Origin of the sequence: Sphingomonas sp. Leaf37 (assembly GCF_920939475.1) — a bacterium.
Lineage (GTDB): Bacteria > Pseudomonadota > Alphaproteobacteria > Sphingomonadales > Sphingomonadaceae > Sphingomonas.
On the sequence record NZ_CAKLAX010000001.1, the window covers coordinates 41,129 to 61,810 of the forward strand.

A 20,682-nucleotide genomic window follows, 5' to 3' on the forward strand; every position below is an offset into this window, starting at 1 on the left:
AAACACGATCCGCCGCCGGTTTCAGTCGATCCGACCGCTTCCCCGATGCGGCGCGCGGATCGGCCTCGTGCTGGTCATGACCGCATCAGCACGATCGATGGGGTTGTCGCAGGCGCAATCACGCGTGCGACGACAGGATGACCTGCATGTCATCCCTATCCTGCGCCCCGTGTCCTGCGGACGTGGCGGCGGGACAAGGCGGCGACATCGTTGATCCCCGCCAGTGTCAGGGTCCGCTCGAATTCCGTGCGCAACAGTGTCAGGAGATGATCGACGCCGGGCTCGCCGCCTGCGGCCAGGCCATACAGATAGGGTCGTCCGATCGAGCAGGCGGTGGCGCCCAGGGCGATGGCCTTCACGACGTCCGAGCCGCGTCTGATGCCACCGTCGCAGATCACATCCGGTGCATCGCCGACAGCATGCCGTACCGCTTCGATCTGGTCGATGGGGGCGGGGGCACCGTCCAGCTGACGGCCGCCATGGTTGGAGATCATGACGCCGGTCGCTCCGGATGCGATCGAGCGGCGTGCGTCCTCGGGGGTCATCACGCCCTTGATCGCGAGCGGGCCGTTCCATTCGCGCGCGAGCCATTCGACGTCGCGCCAACCGACCGACCGATCGAATTGACCGCCGATATAGTCGAACAGGCTCATCGGCCCCGATGCCAACGCGTCGATCCTGTGGCTGACGTTGGCAAGATCGAACCTGGAGCCGGTCAACGCCGGCAGCGACCATGAGGGATGGAGCGCGAAGCTGAGCAGCGACCGCAGCGTCAGCTTCGGCGGCAGGGACAGGCCGCTGACCCTGTCGCGTTCGCGATTGCCGGCCACGGGCGTGTCGACCGTCAGCGCGAGGCCGTGATACCCTGCCTCCCGGCAGCGTGCCACGAACTCGGCGGTAAGGCCGCGATCCTTGAAGATGTAGATCTGGAACACCTTCGGGCCGGCAAATGCCTGCGCCAGATCCTCCAGCCGCGTCGTACCCATCGTCGACAGGCTGTAGAGCAGCCCGTGCCGCGCCGCCGCGCGGGCGACGGCGAGTTCGGCCTGTCCGTGGAACATCCGCGTGAGGCCGGTCGGCGACAGCATGAGCGGCCAGCGCGACGGCTGCCCGAAGATACTCGTCTCCGTCCGGATATCTGATACGTCGTTGAGGACGTCGGGAACGATCTCGTAATCCGCGAATGCGGTAACGTTCCGGCGCAGCGACACCTCGTCGTCGGCGCCGCCATCGATATAGTCGAAGATCGGTCGCGGCAGCCGGCGGCGCGCCATCAGACGCAGATCGGCTACGTTGTTCGCACGGCCCAGTCGCGTCATGTCGAAGTCCGGCTCCCCGCCTCGACCGCTTTCAGCGGTCCGCATTCTCGTAGAACATGTCGCTGATCGTCTGATCAAAATGCGCATCCATCAATCGCGCCGCGGCGGCTGGATCGCGATCGGCGATGGCATTGGCGAGATCGCGATGAACCGCTATCACGGCATCGCGCTGGACCGATGTTTCCCGCGTATGCCACGCGCTCGGCACCGCCACCCGCATCAGCTGTTCGAAGGATCGCACGATCTGGTGGAACAGGACATTGCCACCGGCATGGGCGATCGCCTGATGAAAGGCGATGTCGTGGCCGATGAGGGTGCCGAGGTCGTTCTGATGCGTCGCCATGCCTTGTGCGTGGTTCAGGATGACGCGGGCGTCCCCATCGCTGCGATGGTCGGCCGCGAGCGCCGCGGTGCGCAATTCCAGCGTGCGACGGACGTCCCAGACCTGTGCCGTTGTGATTTGCGCGGTGGCGACGGCGTGATCGATCGAGGCGGCCATCACCGATCCGTCGATCGCGCCCACGCGCGCCTTGCGGCCGTTGCCGACATCGATGACCCGAAGCGCGGCCAGCGCGCCGAACGCCTCGCGCATCACCGCGCGGCTGACGCCCATCTGGGTAGCGAAATGTCCTTCGCCAGGCAGGGTGTCGCCGACCTTCATATCCGAATCGCGGATATGGTCGCGGATGCGTCGTACGGCGTGATCGACCAGCGAGCCGGAAACCTGGCCGGACAGGGGGGCGGTCATGCCGCGATCTGCCGGCTGCGGAATTGCGTCGGCGCCTGACCGAAGCGGCGTGAGAAGGCGCGGGTGAAGCTGGCGTTGTTGAGATAGCCGCAGCGATAGCCGATCGACGATACCGGCAGATCGGTCGCCAGCAGCAGATCGCGCGCGCCGCCCAGCCGGCGGTCGGCGATCGCGTCGGCGACGCTCATGGCGAACACCGAACGGAACCCGCGGGTCAGCTTGGCGCGATTGAGGCCGCAGGCACGCGAGATCGAATCGAGCGTCAGCTTTTCGTGCCAGCGTTCGTCGATCAGACGGCGGGCGTCGGCGATTCGCTGCGCCTCGGCCGCGGACAAGGCGCCGGCGCCGTCGGCGGGGATCAGGGTGGCGTCGCCGAGCCGCTCGAAGGTCACGCAGAGCAATTCGATGCACTTGGCGACGCGCAGGGTCGTGGCGGCGTTGCCCGGGAGGCGCGCCTGCTGGATCGCCAGCGCGATGGCGCGCAGATCGCTGGGAAGATGCCACGCACTGGCATGGTCGGGCGCACCGCCGAAGATACGCGCGCACGCCTGCGCGGTGACGACGAAGACGAGGTCGGCCGGGACCAGTTCCACAGTCCGCGGTTCGGGATGAAAGGCGAAGGTCGCCGGTGCGAAGCGATAGCCGAAGGCGACCGTATCGGCTGGCCATTCCCCAGCGGGTAACGGACCGTCACCGGTGAAGGCCAGCATTTCCGGCGATACGTCGATCCGCGCTTTCATCCGTCCTCACCTTTATGTCGTTGCAGGCAAGATGAACCTGTCCGATAGCTTAAGCAAGAGCTTTCAGATAGGTTCTGCCAGAGCGGATGACGGCGCGCGGCGCATCGCGAAGAAGAAGGCGATCAACGAGAGTGCGCTGGTGACGGCCCCGACCGTGGCAAGCCCCTGATCAAGGTGCGATTCGCCGCCGAACAGGCTGCTCGCCGCGGCGACCAGGGTCGGCGCGAGGCCGAAGCCGATCAGCCCGGCGATGGCGATGAACGCGCCGATGCACAGGCCGCGAAGCTCGTTGGGGATCAGTACCGTGAGCGCGACCGAGGTGACGACACCGGTGATAGAACCGCACAGGATCAGCGTGCCGAGCGCGACGGCGAAGACCGGCACCGATGGCGCGATCGGGAACAGCGCGGCGGGGATGCCGATCGCGGCGGCAACCACCGCGCCGATCAGCAGGCCGCCCTGACGACCGCTCTTCTGCCCCCAATCGGCGGAGAAGCCACCGACGATCGCGCCGAGCAGGCCGGCGACGAAGATCAGCGGTCCCATCCAGCCGGCGAATTGATCGGGCTGCAGTCCGAAGCTGCGCGACAGCACCGGCGCGGCCCAGATCGCTGCGGCGGCATCGGCCATGACCACGCTGACCTGGCCCATGAACAGCGGGATCAGGAAGGCGCGTCGTGCCCAGAGTTCGGCGGTGACGATGCGGAAAGGTGCATGTGTGCTTGCCGCGACTTCGCGGCGGGCGGGTTCGCGAAGAAGGAAAAGCGGGATCACGAATATTGCACCGAGGATCGCGAGCGCGAGGTGGGCGCTGCGCCACGGTGTCGCCTGCCAGAACCAGTCGGGCGCGCCGCCATGCACGAAGATGCCGAACAACGCGCCGGTGAGGCCGAAGGCGAGCGCCTGACCCAGCGACTTGCCGAGGTTGACGATCAGCAACGCCCGTCCGCGCTGCGCCGGCGCGCACAGGTCGGCGCAGAGTGAGAGGGCGGCGGTGAGCGCGCCAGTGGTGCCGATCCCGGTCAGCATGCGCGCGACGAACAGTAGCAAGACGCTTTGCGCAAATGCGGTGAGCAATGTGCCGAGGACGAACGTCGCGACCAGCAGCAGCATGATGCGGACGCGATTGTGGCGATCGACCCAGATGCCGATCGGGATCGAAAATAGCGCGAGCGGCAAGGCGGCGCTGAGGCCCTGGATCAAGCTGAGGGTATAGTCGCTGAGGTGCAGTTCGGCCTTCGCGCCTTCCTGCACGGTGCCGAACGACGCCATCATGGTGAAGCCGATCGCCATCGCCAGCGCGAGCGCGAGCAGCGGCGGGAGCGAGCGGGCGAAGGGACGGGTGTCGGACATGATGGTTCCTCGTGGGGGAGGGGGGCGGAAAGATCGCGTGTCGTCCTCACCCTCCCGCGGCTACGCCGCTCCTTCCCTCTCCCGACGGGAGAGGGAGAGACGCCGAAGGCGGCGAAGGGTGAGGGCAGGGCAGGCCGGCGTTACAGGCTGAAGATCTTGCCGGGGTTGAACAGGTCTTTCGGGTCCATCGCCCGCTTCAGCGTGCGCATCACGTCGACGGCGTCGCCGAGTTCCTCGACCAGCCATTCCTGCTTACCAATACCGATCCCGTGTTCGCCGGTGCAGGTGCCGTCCATCGCCAGCGCACGGGCGACGAGGCGGCGGTTGATCGCCTGTACCTCCGCCAGTTCGTCCGCCGAGGCCGGGTCCATCGCGAAGATGACGTGGAAATTGCCGTCGCCGACATGGCCGAGGATCGTCGCGGGGACGCTCGCGGTCGCAAGGTCCGCCTTGGTCGCGGTGATGCATTCGGGCAGGCGGCTGATCGGCACGCAGACGTCGGTCGCCCAGCCGACTGCACCGGGGCGCAGCGCGACGGCGGCGTAATAAGCCTCATGCCGCGCCTTCCACAGCTTCGCGCGCTCTTCGGGCCGGTTGGACCAATCGAAGGTGCCGCCGCCGTTCTCTGCGGCGAGCATGCTGACCATCTCGACCTGTTCGGCGACGCTGCCGGGCGATCCGTGAAATTCGAAGAACAGCGTCGTTACCTCCGGCAGCGAGAGCTTCGACCATGCGTTCACGGCCCGGATCTGCATGTCGTCGAGGATTTCCACGCGCGCGAGCGGCACGCCCGACTGGATCGACTGGACGACGGTGTTGACCGCGCCTTCCAGTGTTTCGAACCCGCAGACCGCAGCCGAGATCGTCTCGGGGATCGGATGCAGCCGTAGCGTCACTTCGGTGATGATGCCGAGCGTTCCCTCGCTGCCGACGTAGAGGCGGGTCAGGTCGTAGCCCGCCGCCGATTTGCGCGCGCGGCGGGCGGTGGTGATGACAGTGCCGTCGGGAGTGACGACCTTGAGGCTCAGCACCGCCTCGCGCATCGTACCGTAACGGACCGCGTTGGTGCCGCTGGCGCGGGTGGAGGCCATGCCGCCGATCGTCGCATTGGCGCCGGGATCGATCGGAAAGAACAGGCCGGTGTCGCGCAGATGTTCGTTCAGTTGCTCGCGCCGGCACCCAGCCTGAACGACGCAGTCGAAATCCTCCGGGTTGACCGCGACGATCTGGTCCATCTGGCCTAGGTTGACGCTGACCCCGCCGCGCACCGGCACCGCGTTGCCCTCGATCGAGGTGCCGGCGCCGAAGGGTACGATCGGCACGTTGGCGGCGACGCACAGCTTCACCAGATCGACGACGTCCTCCGTCGACCGTGCGAACACGACCGCGTCGGGCAGCACGACGTCGAAATGCGCCTCGTTCGACCCGTGCTGTTCCAGCATCGATGCCGACATGTTGAGGCTGGCGCCGAACCGTTCGCGAAGCCGTCCGACGAACGCCGGGTCCAGTTCCGCACGGATGAAGGACGTCTCGATATGCATGTGATCAAAACCTGAAGCCGAGGCGGGCGCCGATGCGGCGCCGATCGCCGATGATGCCGAGGTCGGACGCGGGCAGCCCGGCGAGCTGCAACGTCGTCTTTTCGATGTAAGCGTCGAAATAATCCTTCTGGAGCAGGTTGTTGGCGAAGATCGCCAGCTCCAGCGGGCCGCTGCGGTACGTGATCGCGGTGTTGACCAGCGCATAGCCTTTCAGGATCGTCGGCGTCGTCTCGTTGAGCGTGCCGGCAAGGCGGCTGCCCTTGAAGGTGACGCCGCCGGTCAGCATCAGGCTGTCGGTGTTGCCGATCGGGATGGTGTAATCGCTGTACAGATTGCCGGACCAGTCGGGCTGGAAGGTCAGCCGATCCGACGACAGCCGGCGTCCCGTCACCAGCGTGTAGGGCGAGGAATCGGTCAGGCGGGCGTGGACGTAGGTGACACTGCCGTTGATCGACCAGTTGCTGACCGGGCGGAGCGTCGCTTCCAGTTCGGCGCCATAGCTTTCTATATCGCCGGAATTGAGGTCGACGGTGACGAGGCCGCCACCCGCTGCGGGAGCGATCGAGTTGAGGCCGATATAGTCGCTATAATCGTTGTAGAAGACGTCGCCCGACAGGCTGAACTTGCGATCGGGCGAGACGTATTTGGTGCCGACCTCGTACGTCCAGGCACTGTCGCCCTTGTACTGGCGAATCGGTGCGGTCGGCGCGTTGAAGCCGCCGCCGCGATAGCCGCGCGCGACCGAGGCATAGGTCATCAGCTGGCTCGACCAGTGCCGGGTGACCGACAGGCGCGGCTGGACCTGATCGGATTTCAGCTGCGCGGTGGTGACGGTGGTCGGCAGCGTCGCCGCACCGACGCTGATCGACACGTTGCCGTCGGCGCGGCGATCCTCGTGATCGTACCGCAGGCCCAGCGCGACCTCCCATGCGGTGCTCGGCTTCCAGAACAGCGTGCCGAACGCGGCATATGTGTCCGCCTTGGTCGCATTGTTGGTCAGCCGCGTCAGGTTGGCGGGAAGAATGCGGGTGCGATCGAACGCGCCGGTTTCCTCGCGGCTGTAGAACAGGCCGATCAGTGAGCTGAGCGTGGTGCCGATCTCGGTATCGAGCCGGGTCTCGACGGTCTTGGTGCGGAGCTTGTCGGTGCCGTTCGCGCGCGCGAGATCGACGGGGCCGAAGTCGGCGTCGGTGTTGGGCGACACGCCGTTGCGCGCATCATACGACCCGACGAACGTGAACTTGGAGTTGATCGCGTCGATCGGTGTTTCCAACCGGGCGTTGACGCCGCGATAGCGATATTCGACGCGGCTCGGCACGTTGAACTGGACGCTGCGCGAATAATTGGTCGGCCCGGTGACGCGGGCATAGGGCGTGTTGGCGCCCTTCACCCAGTCGTAATAGCCGTTGATCGTCAGCACGACATCGCCGGTCGGCACGAAGCGGATCGTGCCGTTCAGGGAGTCGGTCTTGAACGGGCTGGCGTCGATGCCGAGCAGGGTGTTGCGGAGGAACCCGTCCTGCTGGCGGTGGCCGGCGGCGAGGCGGACCTGAAGCACGTCCTTGATGATCGGACCGCTGACCGAGGCGGAGGCGAGGAAGCTGTCGTCCGGGCCGGCGAAGCTGAAGTTGCCGCGCGCCTCGACCTCGTTCGAGGGCTGGCGGGTGATGACGTTGATCGCGCCGCCCAGCGTGTTCTTGCCATAGAGCGTACCCTGCGGCCCGCGCAGCACCTCGATCCGGTCGATGTCGAGCAGCGGGTTGTTCAAATAGGACGTGTTTGGCTGGTAGATGCCGTTGATGAACAGGCCGACGCCGGGCTGCACCGACTGGACCAACGTGACGCCGACGCCGCGGATCGAGACGAAGGCGCGGCCCGACCCGTCGCTGGTAATATTGAGGCCGGGCGTGAGGGTGGCGGCTTCGCGTACCGAATTGATGCCGCGCTCGGTCAGCGTATTGCCGCTGATTGCGGTGGCGGCGATCGGCACGTCGAGCAGCGTTTCGGCGCGCTTGCGGGCGGTGACGACGATCTCCTGATCGCCGGTCTGCGGGGCGGGACCGGTGGCCTTGCCGGGTGCTGTATCGGTGGCGTCGGGGGCTTCCGCGACCTGCGCATGGGTGACGGCAGGCAGGGCCAAAGCTAGCGCGGTGGAGGCGGCGAACAGGGTACGAAGGCGCATCTTTAATCCTCTCTACGGCCGGTGAGTCTTCGCCCACCTGTCAGAAAGGTTGTGCGCCCCTTTGAACCTATCGGAAAGGTTCGGCGGCTTTGCCGATCGGCATTTCGAGTGTACCGATCACCAGCAGGTATAGCCGCCGTCCGCGAGTACGATGCTGCCGGTCATCAGGCTGGCCGCGTCGGAGCTGAGGAAGTGGACGATCGACGCGACCTCTTCGGGTTCACCGAGCCGGCCCTGCGGGGTGCCGTCGATCCAGCGCCTGTACATCTCGCCGCTCTTGTCGGCGAAGGCGTTGAGCGGGGTGGCGATATAGGTCGGCGCGACGGCGTTGACGCGCACGCCGCGCGCTGCCCATTCGGCGGCGAGGCTTTTGGTCAGCTGGTGCACCGCGGCCTTGCTGGCGTTGTAATAGCTCTGCGGTTGCGGGCGGTTGACGATGACGCCGGACATCGAGCCGATGTTGACGATGCTGCCCCGGCCGCGGGCGAGCATGTGACGACCGAAGGCGCGGGCGCACCAGAAGGTGCCGTTGAGATTGACGTCGAGGACATTGAGCCAATGTTCGTCCGCGACATTCTCGGCTGCGGTTTCGCTACGCGCAATACCGGCGTTGTTGACCAATATGTCGACGGCGCCGACGGCATCGGCGACCTGCGTCACGCGGGCGCTGTCGGTGACGTCGAGGATGACGCCGTCGACGCGATGCCCCTTCGCCTTCAGCGACTCCATCGCCTGGCCGATCGCGTCGGAATCACGATCGGCGATGGTGACGTGCGCGCCGGCCTCGGCCAGCGCATCGGCGCAGGCATAGCCGATGCCCTGCGCGCCGCCGGTGACGAAGGCGGTGCGCCCGTCGAGGCGCAGGCGGTCGAAATACATGGTCGGTTCCGATTCAGGGGAGGAAGGCGGCGGCAGGCATCTTTGGCTCGGCCACCGCTTCGCCGGCGGCAAGCCTGTAGAGCGTGCGCGTCTCGCGATCGAACGGCGCCCATGGCAGCGATCCGTCGCGGGCGAACTGCACCCAGATCGCGTGGATGCGGGTGGCGAGATCCTGCGGCGGGGCAGTGCCGCACAGGCCCTCTTCACCCGTACAGGTGGCGAGGCTATCGAACACGAACGGCAGCTCCATGCCATGCGACGCGCCGAGCTGCCCACGCCAGCGCGGCGATCGCCATTCGAATTCGTACATATGCGTGCGGCCGCGATGTTCCTCGGCGAAGCGGCGGGCGGGCCAGCGGAAGACGAGGTCGGACATCGCATCGGTCAGCGCCTGACCCGCGCTTTTGCCGCGACCCATGCCATATGCCTTGAGCACTGCCCATGCCCGCGGCTGCGATTTGCGGAGCACGAACCACGCGAGCAGCTTGCCCAGCTTGTCGCGCGCACCGCTGGGGATGAGGTAGAGGTTCATCTCCTCGGCATTGCTGCCGATCAGCAGTTGCACCTCGGCGCCGGCTCCCTGTTTCAGCGCCTCGAGCGGTTCCAGCGGCAGCACGTCGTCGCCGTGCACGGGGACGAAACGGCTGATCCCGAATACCGGTTCGCGGCCGTCGGCCCCGCGCAGGTCGAGCCGCGTGGTGGGGAGCGACACCTGTTCCACCGCATCCAGCAAGGCATCGCCCGGCAGTACGCTGTCGTAGCCGGCGCGGTCGGGGGTGATATCGAGCAGCTTGGCGAGTTTGCGGACGAGCCGCTGCGCGACGCCTACGTCGCGCGTCATGCCGCCATGGCCGCTCTGGACGATAGCCCGCGCGAACAGGCCCTTTGCAAGCGGCGAGGCGATCAGGTCCGCGATCGCCATTGCGCCTGCGCTTTCGCCGAAGACGGTGACGTTGCGGGGATCGCCGCCGAATGCCGCGATCTCGTCGCGCACCCATTGCAGCCCCGCGATCATGTCGCGCAGGCCGAGGTTGGTCGGCACGCCGGGGATCGGCAGAAAGCCGTCGACGCCCATGCGATAGTTGATTGCGACATACAGGATGCCGTCGCGGGCAAAGGTCGCGCCGTCCTGCACCGCCGCGGTCTTGCTGCCGACGACGAAACCGCCGCCGTGGATGAAGACCATCACCGGCAATCCGGTCCGTTCGCCCGCCGGTTGCCAGATGTCCAGTGCGAGATAGTCGTCACCCTTCGCCCAGCCGCGGCCGATCAGTGGTGCGGCATCGAGGCCGGGTACGACCCGCGTGCGCTGCGGCGCATTCGGGACCGGCTCGACCGCTTCCCGGATCCCGTCCCACGATTCGGCCGGCGCAGGCGCGGCGAAACGCCGTCGGCCGACCGGGGCCGCGGCATAGGGAATGCCCCGATAGACGGTGAGATCACCGACCCTGTGCCCCCGCAGCCTGCCTGCCCGGACTGCGACCAATTCCGATTGCGACGATTCCATGCGGTATCATCGCTGATGTCGGGTGCGACTGTAACCGGTCACGCTTTGCCCGGCGGATCACATGCCATGCCGATGGCGCATCGCGCGGTCGGTCACGTCGACCGGCAATCCGCCGGCGGCGGCCCGAAATCGTGGTTGGTGCCGTCGATCGAGATCCGTCAATACCGCACGTGCGCTCGCAAATTCTGGTCATCGGTTAGGACTGGATCACAGTGTGCACTGCCCTTTATGCAGGGGGCATGAAAACCGAGGCCGCCGGGATAGTATGACTGCGCCGGATATCGCTGTCCGGCGGATCGGTCGCGAGGGCCAGCCGATCGCGATCATCGACGCGTTCCACCCCGATCCCGACACGCTCAGGCGACTGGCGGCGGAGACGGCGTTCCGGCCGGGCGTCCACCATTATCCGGGGATCCGCGCTGATCTGCCAGCGGATTATCTCACGGATGTCGCGCCGGTGCTGGAGACGGCGCTGGCCGATGCGTTCGGTCACGAGGACAGGATGGCGTGGATAGACGCCAGTTATTCGATCGTGACGACGCCGCCCGATCGCCTGACCCTGCCGCAGCGATTGCCGCATATGGATGCGATCGATCTTTGCCGGATCGCACTGGTTCATTATCTGTCGCCGGAGGATCGCGACGGCACCGCCTTTTTCCGCCATCGTTCGACCGGGTTCGAAACGGTCGATCAGTCGCGCTCGTCGATCTATCTCGGGCAGCTCAACGCCGAATTGCGTCATGGCGGGGCACCGGACCCCGGCTATGTCGCCGGATCGACGCGATTGTTCGAGGAGATCGACCGGATCGACGCACGCTACAATCGCGCCTTGGTCTATCGTAGCGCGCTGCTGCACAGCGGCGCGATCGCGCCGGATGCGGTGCTGAGCGCCGATCCCGTGCGCGGGCGACTGACGGTGACCGCCTTCCTCTCACTGACGTAGCACCTCACCGACCTTATCCGGCGCTTGCGGGAACGGACGACATCGTTACGTCGATATCCGGGAAGAAAATGCCGGGAGAGCAAGAGGATGGCATATCCATCGCACGACATGCAGCCGGATCGCCGCACGGTGTTGGGCGGACTGGCGGCGGCGACCGTGGGACTGGCCGGGATCGGTGAGGCGGACGCCGCGACGGCATCGGAACCCGATCTGGGACCCAATGTGCTGGTGTTCGATCCTGCGATGTCCGCCGCCGCGATCCAGGCGAAGCTCGACACGGTGTTCCGTGCACAGGAGCGTGCGCATTTCACCGACGCACGCCATGCCATCCTGTTCAAGCCCGGCCGCTATGCCGTCGACGTCAACGTCGGCTTCTTCACGCAGGTCGCGGGCCTTGGCATCCGTCCCGACGACGTGACGATTGAGGGCCATATCCATGCCGAGGCGGATTGGGCGGACGGCATGGCGCTGGTCAACTTCTGGCGCAGCGTCGAGAATTGCGCGGTCCGGCCGCCCGACGGGCGCGATCGCTGGGCGGTGTCGCAGGCCGCGCCATATCGCCGCATGCACCTGTACGGCGACCTCGCACTCGACGACGGCGGCTGGTCGAGCGGCGGGTTCATGGCCGACTGCCGGATCGATGGCACCGTACGGTCGGGCAGCCAGCAGCAATGGTTCACCCGCAACAGCCATCTGGGGGCATGGGTGGGATCGAACTGGAACATGATGTTCATGGGTGTCGCGGGTGCGCCGCCATCGCGCTTTCCGGAACCGCCGCACACGACACTCCCGACCGTGCCGTTGATCCGCGAGAAGCCGTTCCTCGCGATCGACGCGGCGGGATCGTGGCAGGTCATGGTACCCCGGCTGCGCCACGATGCGACCGGGGTAAGCTGGGACGCATCCGATGGCACGCCGGACGCCGTGCCGCTGTCGCGTTTCCTGATCGCGCGGGCCGGCATGCCGACCGCGACGATCAACGCCGCGCTCGCCGCCGGTCGGCACGTGCTGTTCACCCCGGGCATCTACCGGCTTCGCGAGCCGATCCGTGTCGTTCGTCCCGGCACGATCCTGCTCGGCCTCGGCCTCGCGACGCTGCTGGCCGAAGGGGGCACGCAGGCGATCCGGGTCGCCGATGTCGGCGGGGTCACGATCGCCGGCCTGCTGATCGACGCGGGTCCGACGATGTCGCCGGTGCTGGTCGAGATCGGCCCGCGCGGAGCGGCGCGCGATCACCGCGCCGCGCCGACCTTGCTCGTCGACCTGTTCTTCCGCGTCGGTGGCGCTTCCGTGGGCAATGCCGACACCTGTCTGGAGATCAACAGCCACCATGTCATTGGCGACCACCTGTGGATCTGGCGTGCGGACCATGGTGATCGGGAGGGCGGGCGCGTTCACGTCGGCTGGTCGGAGAGCGTCGGCAACCAGGGACTGGTGGTGAACGGCAGCGACGTTACGCTCTACGGCCTGTTCGTCGAGCATTTCCGCCGGTACCAGACGATATGGAACGGCGAGCGGGGGCGCACCTATTTCTACCAGAACGAACTCCCCTACGATCCGCCCAATCAGGCCGCCTATATGGCCGGCAGAACGCGCGGCTGGGCGGCGTACAAGGTGGCCGACACGGTACGGACGCATCAGGCGACGGGGATGGGCATCTACGCCAATTTCACGGCCGACCCGGGCATCGTGCTGGAGAGCGCGGTCGAGGTGCCCCATACGCCCGGCGTACGGATCGCGAATGTCACCACCATCTCGCTCGGCGGCGGCAAGGGGACCATCGCGCATCTGGTCAATGACGCGGGTGCCGCGGCGCGACCGGGCGCGATCCGCCAGACGCTGACGCATTATCCTGCCACCACGCAGGCGCCGTGATGCTGCTGTTCGCCCTTGCCGCGCAGTTGGCGCAGCCCGCGCCGCAGGCACTCGGCGCGTCCGACCATCACGTCGACGTGCCGATGACGCAACCCGCCGTGCGTCCGAGCTTTGCGGACGAGTTCGACGGCGTGCGCGTCGACCGCGCGCAATGGACGTTCGACCGATCGCGTAACGCAGCAGGCTGGTACAATCACGAGCGGCAATATTACGGGCCGGACAACGCGAGGGTCGCCGGCGGATCGCTGGTGATCGAGGCGCGCAAGGAAACCCTGTCGAAGGCGCGTGCGGCGGATTGGGGCGGCCAGTCATATACCTCGGCCAAGCTCGTCAGCCGCAAGGCCTTCGGCTACGGTTTCTACGCGATCCGCGCGCGCCTGCCTTGTGGACGCGGGACATGGCCGGCGGTCTGGCTGCTGCCTTCCAGCGGCGCATGGCCTGCGGCGGGCGAGATCGACATCATGGAGATGGTCGGATGGGACCCGAACGTCGTCCATGCGACGCTGCACAGCGAAGCCTATAATCACGCCAAGGGCACGCAGCGCGGTGCGCAGGTGAGGGTGTCGACGGCCTGTACCGCCTTCCACACCTATCAGCTCGACTGGCGGCGCGATGCGATCCTGGTCGGCGTCGACGGACGCGGCTACATGCGTGTGGTCAACGATCGGCCGGGTGGCACCGCGGCTTGGCCTTTCAACCGGCCGTACCAGCTGATCCTCAACCTCGCCGTGGGCGGCGACTGGGGCGGGGCGAAGGGTATCGACGACGCGGTTCTGCCGCAGCGGATGAGCGTCGACTACGTCCGCTACTGGGCTAGCGCCACGCCCTGACGCACAGCATCCCCAGGCCACCGCCCAGCGTCAGCACGGCCAGCGTCAGCAGCACCGCGCTGAAATCATGCGGCGTCGCCAGCATCCACGTCAGCGGCGGCCCGAGCAGCGACGGCAGCGTATTGGCGAGATTAAGCAGGCCCAGATCGCGGCCGCGGTGCGCCGGGCTGGGCAGCAATTGCATCGCGAAGGCGGCGTGGAGCGCGACGAACACCGACGATCCGATCGCGTAGACGACGAAGCCGGCGGCACCGCTGGCCCAATCGGTCGCGCCCGCCATGCCGATCAGCCCGGCCGACGCCACGCCGGCGGCGATCAGCAGGAACGGTTTGCGCCGCCGCGTCAGGTCCGACAGTCGGCCGAGCACCAGCGCGATCGGCAGCGGCAGCAGGAATGCCAGCGTCAGCAGATGGCCGATCCGCGCGGGCAGATCGGCCCGCGACCCGTCCGTCGGGATGCTTTCGAAAAAATACAGCAGATAGGCCTGCGTCACCACGCCCGCGATCTGCACGAGCAATCGCGACATGCCGGCCACGGCGAGATCGCGGCGTGGAAGCGGCCGGCTGGTGGCCTCGCCGTCATCGGGGCAGGGGGAGTGGACCACAAGGTGCCGGCGGCTGACCAGCAGCGGACACAGGCAGGCGGCCACTGCGACGGGGATCAGCGCGAACCGTGCCGCCTCCGGCAGCATCGCCTGTCCGACCAGCAAGGCCGATACGCCCGAGGCGACCGGGCTGCCGAGCGACAGCAGGCCGCCCGCGACCCCCTTTTGTGCGTCCGGTATCTCTTCGGACATGATCGCCATCATCGGCGCGAGCAGCGCGTTTACCGCCAGCTGGAACGCGACCACCGCCAGTACGATCTTCACCGGCGTTGTCGCCAGCGCGACCAGCGCATAGCTGGCGGCGGTCGCGATCAGGCCGGCCGTGATCCAGCCACGTCGACCGATGCCGCCGTGCATCGACCGGTCCGACAGCCAGCCGAACAGGATGCCCGATCCGCTGGCGGCGATCGCCCCGGCGGTGACGCAGGCGGTGAAGACGCCGATCCGCGCGGGTCCGCTCAGCAGCTCGATCTTCAGCGGCAGCAGCAGCGTCAGCAGCGGCAGGTATGCGATGACGCCGCCGACGTTCGCCAGCGCGAAGACGAACAGGAAGATGGGTGATCGGCGCGGTGGAGACGGCAAGGTCATCGGCCCGCGACCCTGCCCGCGTTGTGCCGTCGCGGCAACCGCTGCTCCGGCAGAGTGAACCCCGTCAGGGTTTCATCGTCGCGGCCTCCACCGTGGTAGCGGACACCATCGTCCGGTCGGCGGCGTTGCGACCCAGCGCGACGCGATAGCGACCGGCATCGATCCGCCAGCCGGGCAGCTTCACGTCGTAATCGGCGACGATGCGCGGTTCCGCGGTCAGCGTCACGCGCCGCGTCTCGCCGGGTTTCAGCATGACGCGGGTGAACGCCGCCAGTCGCATCAGTGCGCCGCCTGCCTCTTTCGCGACGTACATCTGCGGCACGTCGGCACCCGCACGCGCGCCGGTGTTGACCACGTCGAAGGTCACGCTGAGCGTCCGGCCGCCGGTGACGACCGGGTTGCGATAGGCGAAGCTGGTATAGGTGAGGCCGTGACCGAACGGGAACAACGGCGTCATCCGCTTCCGGTCGTACCAGCGATAGCCGACATCGGCCCCCTCGACGTAATCGACCGGGAAGCTTTCGAGCACATGCGTCGATGCGGCACCCGGATCGGCGGCCGCGGCGGCGTCAAGGCCGGTCAGGCGATCGAGGCCGACCGGACGGGGGCGAACCGGCTGCGAGGCGTCGGCAGGAAAGGTGATCGGCAGACGGCCCGACGGATTGACCTTGCCGGTCAGGATGTTGGCGATCGCCTCTCCCCCGCGCTGGCCGGGATACCACGCCTCCACAACCGCCGGGACCTTGTCGATCCACGGCATCAGCACCGGCCCGCCCGTCTCCAGCACCGCGACCGTGCGGGGCTGTACCGCGGCGATCGCGGCGATCAGCGCGTCCTGATGGTTGGGCAGCCGCAGGTCGGGCACATCATCCGCCTCGGTCGTCCATTGCGTGGCGAAGACGATCGCCATGTCGGCTCCCCTGGCGGCGTCGATGGTCGCGTTGAAGTTGCGGCCGTCCATCCACGTCACCTGCGCGCCCGGCAATGCCTTGCGCAACGCGGCGAGCGGCGAGGAGGCGTGATAGGTGATGCGCGCGAACGATGCCGACCCGCCATAGGCGAGCGGGGTCTCGACGGGGGCACCGCCGACCGAGCGGACCTGTGACGATCCGCCGCCCGACAACACGCCGACGTCGGCATTGCCGCCGATCACGACGATCCGCTTGGCGGTGCGTGCGATCGGCAGCACGTCGCCCTGATTCTTCAGCAGCACGATACCGGTCTCGGCGGCGCGCTGTGCGACCTCGGCGTTGCGGGCATAGGGCGGTGTCACCGCGGCGGCGGGCATCGGCGTGTCATACGCACCGGTCTGGATCAGTCCCGTCAGATAACGCGCGACCATGTCGTCGAGCCGCCGCTGCGACACCGCACCTTTGGCGACGGCAGCCCGTAAGGGCGCATCGAAATAGGGCGCCTTGTCCAGTTCCTGTCCCGATTGCTGGTCGAGTCCGGCATTCGCCGCCTTCACGGTGGAATGCACCGCGCCCCAGTCGCTCATGACCCAGCCGGGATAGCCCCAGTCGCGCTTCAGCACGTCGTTCAGCAGGTGGTCGTTCTCGCACGCCCAGTCGCCGTTGACCTTGTTGTAGGCGCACATGACCGATCCGGGCTGGCCGCGCTCGATCGCGATCTCGAACGCCAGCAGGTCGCTCATCCGCAGCGCGGCCTCGCCGATCTGCGCATCGACGACCATACGTCCGGTCTCCTGCGCGTTGAGGGCGAGGTGTTTGACCGTAGAGACGATGCGATTGCTCTGCACGCCGGCGATATGCGCGCCCGCGAGCGTACCCGCCAGCAGCGGGTCCTCGCCCAGATACTCGAAGTTGCGCCCGTTCCAGGGGTCGCGCGTCAGGTTGACGCCACCCGCCAGCAATACGTTGAACCGTTTGTCCCGCGCCTCCGATCCGATCATCGCGCCACCGGCCCGCGCCACTGCAGGATCGAAGCTCGCCGCGGTGGCAAGGCTGGACGGCAGCGCGGTCGCTACATCGCCCTTCCGCTGTTCTACCTGATTGGCGACCCCGAGCGAGGCGTCGCTTTCACGGACCAGTGGCACGCCGAGGCGCGGAATGCCGTCGATGTGGCCGGCAGAGGGAATCAGTTCGTTACGGCTCTTACCCGCCGCCATCGGCGGGAACAGGCCGTGGACCAGCAGCAATTTTTCGTCCTGCGTCATCCGCGCCACGATCGTATCGGCGCGGGCGCGGGCCTCGGCCGCAGAAACGGTGGATGGCGACGTCGCGGTTTGCGCGCCCGCGCCGGTGTGGATCAACGCCATCGTGGCGGCACCCGCCAGGGCGACTTGCAGCAGTCTGGACATCGTCTCTCCTCTCGATCCCGATCGCCGGGTTTGCCGGCAGTCGAGCGGTGCAGATTTGTCACACCGTTCCATCATCAACAGCATATCCGGTGAACGTTCACAATAGCAGCGACATCCGCTTGACAAATTTCGGCAAAGAATGAAGTGAACGTTCACAGGAGCAGGCACGAGCTATGCGTGTCGCAAAGGGAGGATACAGGATGCGTGGCTTCACGGCTCGCTCGCTTTCGCGTTTGATCATCGGCACCTCGGTTTTTGCCCTCGCCGGCGTACCCGCTGCCGCTTTGGCACAGGACGCTGCCGCAACGGTCGGCAACACCGGTCCTTCGGAAATTGCTCCGCAGCCTGCCCAGGCCGCCACCGATCCGGCGGAATCGGATGACATCGTCGTCACCGGCATCCGCGCCTCGCTACGTGCCTCCGCCGACATCAAGCGCGACGCGCAGGGTATCGTCGATGCGATCTCGGCCGAGGACATCGGCAAGTTCCCCGACACCAACCTCGCTGAATCGCTCCAGCGCATCACCGGCGTATCGATCGACCGGTCCAACGGCGAAGGCTCGTTCGTCACCGTCCGCGGCCTTGGGCCGGAATACAACCTGGTAGTGCTCAACGGTCGCCAGCTGCCGACCTCGGTCATCGGCGACGGCAACGGCGCGCCGGGTTCGCGCGCGTTCGACTTCGCCAATCTGGCATCGGAAGGCATCGCGGCGCTGGAGGTCTACAAGTCCGGTCGTGCCTCGGTGCCGTCGGGCGGCATCGGCGCGACGATCAATATCCGCACGCCGCGCCCGCTCGACAAGGTCGGCACGCGCGGCTCGATCGCGGCGCGCGGCGTGATCGACACCTCGCAGAACGGCAAGAACGACATCACGCCGGAAGTGTCCGGCATCTTTTCGACCACCTTCGCCGACGATCGTATCGGCATCCTGGTGAACGGCGTATACCAGAAGCGGCGTGCCTCGGTGAACCAGGCGAACGTCGGCTGGCGCGACGGTTATCTGGGGTCGGAGAACAATTGGGGTTCGCTGGCGCAGCCGGGCGATCCGCGCGCGCGGAACATCACCAATCGGCCCGATCCGACCGACGTCTACGAAGTGCCGCAGAACGCGTCCTACGACGTCAACAACATCAGCCGCGAACGCATCAACGGCCAGCTGGTGTTACAGGCGAAGCCGACCGACGCGCTGACCGCGACCGTAGACTACACCTATTCGCGCAACGAGGTGAAGACGCGCAACGCCAACGTCGGCATCTGGTTCAACCACAACGACACGTCGTCCGCATGGACCGATGGCCCTGTCGCCGGCCCGCTGTTCTACACCGAGCGGTTCACCGCGGCGGAAGCCAAGGATCTGTCCTATTCCAGCGCGCTGACCGCCTATCGCACCGAGAACAAGTCGCTCGGCGGCAACTTGACGTGGGAGGCGCCGGGCGGCGTCACGATCACGCTTGATGCACATCATTCGACCGCGGAATCGAAGCCGACCAACAAATACGGCAACAGCAACTCGCTCGGCGCCGCCGTGTTCGGTGTCGCCAACCAGACGATCAATTTCGAGAACGACCTGCCGGTCATCTCGTACCAGATGCAGCCGGGGATCGACCCGCTCAACGCGGCGCTGATCGTGCCGACGGGCAATGCGTTCCGCAATGCCTACTTCCGCGACCGGATCAATCAGGTCCAGTTGAAGGGCCATTACGATCACGACGGCAGCTTCCTCGACTCGCTCGACTGGGGCTTCACCTTCACCGACAACAAGGTGCGCTCGGCCTATGGCGTGCTCCAGAACGACACCTGGGGCGGCACCGGCGGTGACAGCGCAGCGCAGCGTGCGGCGGCGGCGGCGCTGCTGCCCGACGATATCTTCAAGGCGATCGACATCCCCGGCAAGTTCAAGGGCGTCAGCGGCGTCGGCAGCGCGGATATCGCCAAGACGTTCTACGGCTACAGCTTCGAACAGGTCGTCGGTCTGCTCGACCAGACGTACAAGATCTGCGGCGGGGACGGGAATTGCCTGACTCCCTACACCACCGATCGCCGTATTCGTGAAAAGACGGTGGCGCCGTATCTGCAGATCAACAACACGTTCGATCTGTTCGACAATCCGGCACACCTGATCGCCGGCCTGCGCTACGAGAACACGACGGTGAAATCGTCGGCGCTGGTGCCGATCCCGACCGGCACGCGCCAGAATTCGCAGAACGAATTCAACATCGTCTATTCGGGCAACAGCGACTTCACGACCTTCTCGGGCAGCTATGATGAATGGTTGCCGTCGGTCGACTTCGACGTCCAGCCGATCCGCAACGTCAAGTTGCGCGCATCGTACAGCCACACCATCACGCGCGCCGATTACGGTTCGCTGCAGGGCGGTCTGACGCTCGACCAGCTGTTCCGCGTCGGCGGCGGCACGGGCGCGCAGGGCAACCCCAACCTCGTGCCCTACAAGTCCAAGAACATCGATCTGTCGGCGGAATGGTATTACACCCCCGAAAGCTACATGTCGGTCGGCTATTTCCGCAAGAACGTCTCGAACTACATCGGCAGTACGCAGGTCAACGGCCCGGCATTCGGCCTGACCAATCCGGCGAACGGTCCGCGGTACCGGGCGGCGCTGGCGGCACTGGGTGCGGGGGCGACCTTCGCGCAGATCCGCGACTATATCGGCGCGAACTTCCCGGGCAGCGTCGTCAACGGCACCATCCTCGGTCGAGCCGACGATGCCCCGGTCAATTTCGTGATCTCGACACCGTTCAACAGCGACGAAACCGCGACGATCAACGGCTTCGAATTCGCGATCCAGCACAGCTTCTGGAACACCGGGTTCGGTACGCAGCTGAACTACACGCTCGTCAACGGCAACCGCGACTATAACAATGCGCTTCCCGCCAGCGTGTCGCAATTCGCGGTCAACGGGCTGTCCGACAGCGCCAATGCCAGCGCTTATTACGACAAGAACGGTATCCAGGCGCGCGTGTCGTACAACTGGCGCGCTGAATTCCTCGCCGGGGGCGGCATCAACCCGTTCTACACCGAGGATTACGGGCAGGTCGATGCGAGTGCCAGTGTCGAGGTGGTGCCGGGGCTGACCGTTTTTGCCGAGGCGATCAACCTGCTGGGTGCGGACCGCCGCGGTCATCGCCGGTCGGATCGCAACGTGACGTTCGTGGTGAAGCAGGACGCGCGGTATTCGGGCGGCGTCCGGTTCAGCTTTTGATTCCGTCCGCCGCGGCGGACGAAAGGAGCCAT

At 66.6% G+C, this 20,682-nt stretch carries 14 protein-coding genes; 4 read left to right on the forward strand and 10 right to left on the reverse strand.

All coding sequences use genetic code 11. From position 1 onward, the window contains the following. Window positions 1-155 precede the first annotated feature (155 nt). The 8 genes from LRA87_RS00130 to LRA87_RS00165 form a co-directional block, all read right to left on the reverse strand. Complete coding sequence (locus tag LRA87_RS00130; RefSeq protein WP_230628357.1) at window positions 156-1,319, reverse strand: alpha-hydroxy acid oxidase; 1,164 nt, start codon at window positions 1,317-1,319, stop codon at window positions 156-158. A 31-nt stretch (window positions 1,320-1,350) separates the two neighbouring features. Then, window positions 1,351-2,067, reverse strand: a complete 717-nt coding sequence (locus LRA87_RS00135) for a FadR/GntR family transcriptional regulator (protein WP_230628358.1) — start codon at window positions 2,065-2,067, stop codon at window positions 1,351-1,353. Further along, on the reverse strand, window positions 2,064-2,807 hold the full coding sequence (locus LRA87_RS00140) for a helix-turn-helix transcriptional regulator (RefSeq protein WP_230628359.1): 744 nt from the start codon (window positions 2,805-2,807) through the stop codon (window positions 2,064-2,066). Before LRA87_RS00140 ends, LRA87_RS00135 begins: the two co-directional genes overlap by 4 nt. Before the next feature lie 63 nt (window positions 2,808-2,870). After that, window positions 2,871-4,160, reverse strand: coding sequence for an MFS transporter (locus LRA87_RS00145; RefSeq protein WP_230628360.1), 1,290 nt, complete (start codon window positions 4,158-4,160; stop codon window positions 2,871-2,873). 140 nt (window positions 4,161-4,300) lie between these two features. Then, complete coding sequence (locus tag LRA87_RS00150; RefSeq protein ID WP_230628361.1) at window positions 4,301-5,701, reverse strand: FAD-binding oxidoreductase; 1,401 nt, start codon at window positions 5,699-5,701, stop codon at window positions 4,301-4,303. A gap of 4 nt (window positions 5,702-5,705) precedes the next feature. Further along, window positions 5,706-7,883 (reverse strand): TonB-dependent receptor, encoded by a 2,178-nt coding sequence (locus tag LRA87_RS00155; protein WP_230628362.1) that lies wholly within the window; start codon window positions 7,881-7,883, stop codon window positions 5,706-5,708. A 117-nt stretch (window positions 7,884-8,000) separates the two neighbouring features. Next, window positions 8,001-8,762: an SDR family NAD(P)-dependent oxidoreductase gene (locus LRA87_RS00160; protein ID WP_230628363.1), complete on the reverse strand. Its 762-nt coding sequence runs from the start codon at window positions 8,760-8,762 to the stop codon at window positions 8,001-8,003. Window positions 8,763-8,775: 13 nt separating this feature from the next. Continuing rightward, window positions 8,776-10,269: a carboxylesterase/lipase family protein gene (locus LRA87_RS00165; protein WP_230628364.1), complete on the reverse strand. Its 1,494-nt coding sequence runs from the start codon at window positions 10,267-10,269 to the stop codon at window positions 8,776-8,778. A gap of 265 nt (window positions 10,270-10,534) precedes the next feature. Here LRA87_RS00165 and LRA87_RS00170 point away from each other — a divergent pair, with 265 nt between their 5' ends. The 3 genes from LRA87_RS00170 to LRA87_RS00180 all read left to right on the forward strand — a co-directional run bounded on the left by LRA87_RS00170 (window position 10,535) and on the right by LRA87_RS00180 (window position 13,917). Further along, complete coding sequence (locus tag LRA87_RS00170) at window positions 10,535-11,212, forward strand: DUF6445 family protein (RefSeq protein ID WP_230628365.1); 678 nt, start codon at window positions 10,535-10,537, stop codon at window positions 11,210-11,212. Window positions 11,213-11,299: 87 nt separating this feature from the next. Further along, window positions 11,300-13,087, forward strand: coding sequence for an adenylyl cyclase (locus LRA87_RS00175; protein ID WP_230628368.1), 1,788 nt, complete (start codon window positions 11,300-11,302; stop codon window positions 13,085-13,087). Next, window positions 13,087-13,917, forward strand: a complete 831-nt coding sequence (locus LRA87_RS00180; RefSeq protein ID WP_230628371.1) for a glycoside hydrolase family 16 protein — start codon at window positions 13,087-13,089, stop codon at window positions 13,915-13,917. Before LRA87_RS00175 ends, LRA87_RS00180 begins: the two co-directional genes overlap by 1 nt. Here the strand turns inward: LRA87_RS00180 and LRA87_RS00185 are convergent. Both LRA87_RS00185 and LRA87_RS00190 read right to left on the reverse strand, forming a co-directional pair. After that, entirely contained in the window at window positions 13,901-15,109 is a 1,209-nt protein-coding gene (locus LRA87_RS00185; RefSeq protein WP_230628374.1) for an MFS transporter, read from the reverse strand. The two genes, LRA87_RS00180 and LRA87_RS00185, sit on opposite strands and share 17 nt — an antisense overlap. Before the next feature lie 64 nt (window positions 15,110-15,173). After that, entirely contained in the window at window positions 15,174-17,429 is a 2,256-nt protein-coding gene (locus LRA87_RS00190) for a beta-glucosidase family protein (protein WP_230628377.1), read from the reverse strand. Window positions 17,430-17,629: 200 nt separating this feature from the next. Here LRA87_RS00190 and LRA87_RS00195 point away from each other — a divergent pair, with 200 nt between their 5' ends. Further along, window positions 17,630-20,650, forward strand: coding sequence for a TonB-dependent receptor (locus LRA87_RS00195; RefSeq protein ID WP_230628381.1), 3,021 nt, complete (start codon window positions 17,630-17,632; stop codon window positions 20,648-20,650). The last annotated feature ends 32 nt before the right edge of the window (window positions 20,651-20,682 follow it).

What these genes read in the sequence shown, in the direction of transcription:
- LRA87_RS00130 (WP_230628357.1), bottom strand. Translation starts at nt 1,319, where the DNA reads ATGACGCGACTGGGCCGTGCGAACAACGTAGCCGATCTGCGTCTGATG.
- LRA87_RS00135 (WP_230628358.1), bottom strand. Translation starts at nt 2,067, where the DNA reads ATGACCGCCCCCCTGTCCGGCCAGGTTTCCGGCTCGCTGGTCGATCAC.
- LRA87_RS00140 (WP_230628359.1), bottom strand. Translation starts at nt 2,807, where the DNA reads ATGAAAGCGCGGATCGACGTATCGCCGGAAATGCTGGCCTTCACCGGT.
- LRA87_RS00145 (WP_230628360.1), bottom strand. Translation starts at nt 4,160, where the DNA reads ATGTCCGACACCCGTCCCTTCGCCCGCTCGCTCCCGCCGCTGCTCGCG.
- LRA87_RS00150 (WP_230628361.1), bottom strand. Translation starts at nt 5,701, where the DNA reads ATGCATATCGAGACGTCCTTCATCCGTGCGGAACTGGACCCGGCGTTC.
- LRA87_RS00155 (WP_230628362.1), bottom strand. Translation starts at nt 7,883, where the DNA reads ATGCGCCTTCGTACCCTGTTCGCCGCCTCCACCGCGCTAGCTTTGGCC.
- LRA87_RS00160 (WP_230628363.1), bottom strand. Translation starts at nt 8,762, where the DNA reads ATGTATTTCGACCGCCTGCGCCTCGACGGGCGCACCGCCTTCGTCACC.
- LRA87_RS00165 (WP_230628364.1), bottom strand. Translation starts at nt 10,269, where the DNA reads ATGGAATCGTCGCAATCGGAATTGGTCGCAGTCCGGGCAGGCAGGCTG.
- LRA87_RS00170 (WP_230628365.1), top strand. Translation starts at nt 10,535, where the DNA reads ATGACTGCGCCGGATATCGCTGTCCGGCGGATCGGTCGCGAGGGCCAG.
- LRA87_RS00175 (WP_230628368.1), top strand. Translation starts at nt 11,300, where the DNA reads ATGGCATATCCATCGCACGACATGCAGCCGGATCGCCGCACGGTGTTG.
- LRA87_RS00180 (WP_230628371.1), top strand. Translation starts at nt 13,087, where the DNA reads ATGCTGCTGTTCGCCCTTGCCGCGCAGTTGGCGCAGCCCGCGCCGCAG.
- LRA87_RS00185 (WP_230628374.1), bottom strand. Translation starts at nt 15,109, where the DNA reads ATGACCTTGCCGTCTCCACCGCGCCGATCACCCATCTTCCTGTTCGTC.
- LRA87_RS00190 (WP_230628377.1), bottom strand. Translation starts at nt 17,429, where the DNA reads ATGTCCAGACTGCTGCAAGTCGCCCTGGCGGGTGCCGCCACGATGGCG.
- LRA87_RS00195 (WP_230628381.1), top strand. Translation starts at nt 17,630, where the DNA reads ATGCGTGGCTTCACGGCTCGCTCGCTTTCGCGTTTGATCATCGGCACC.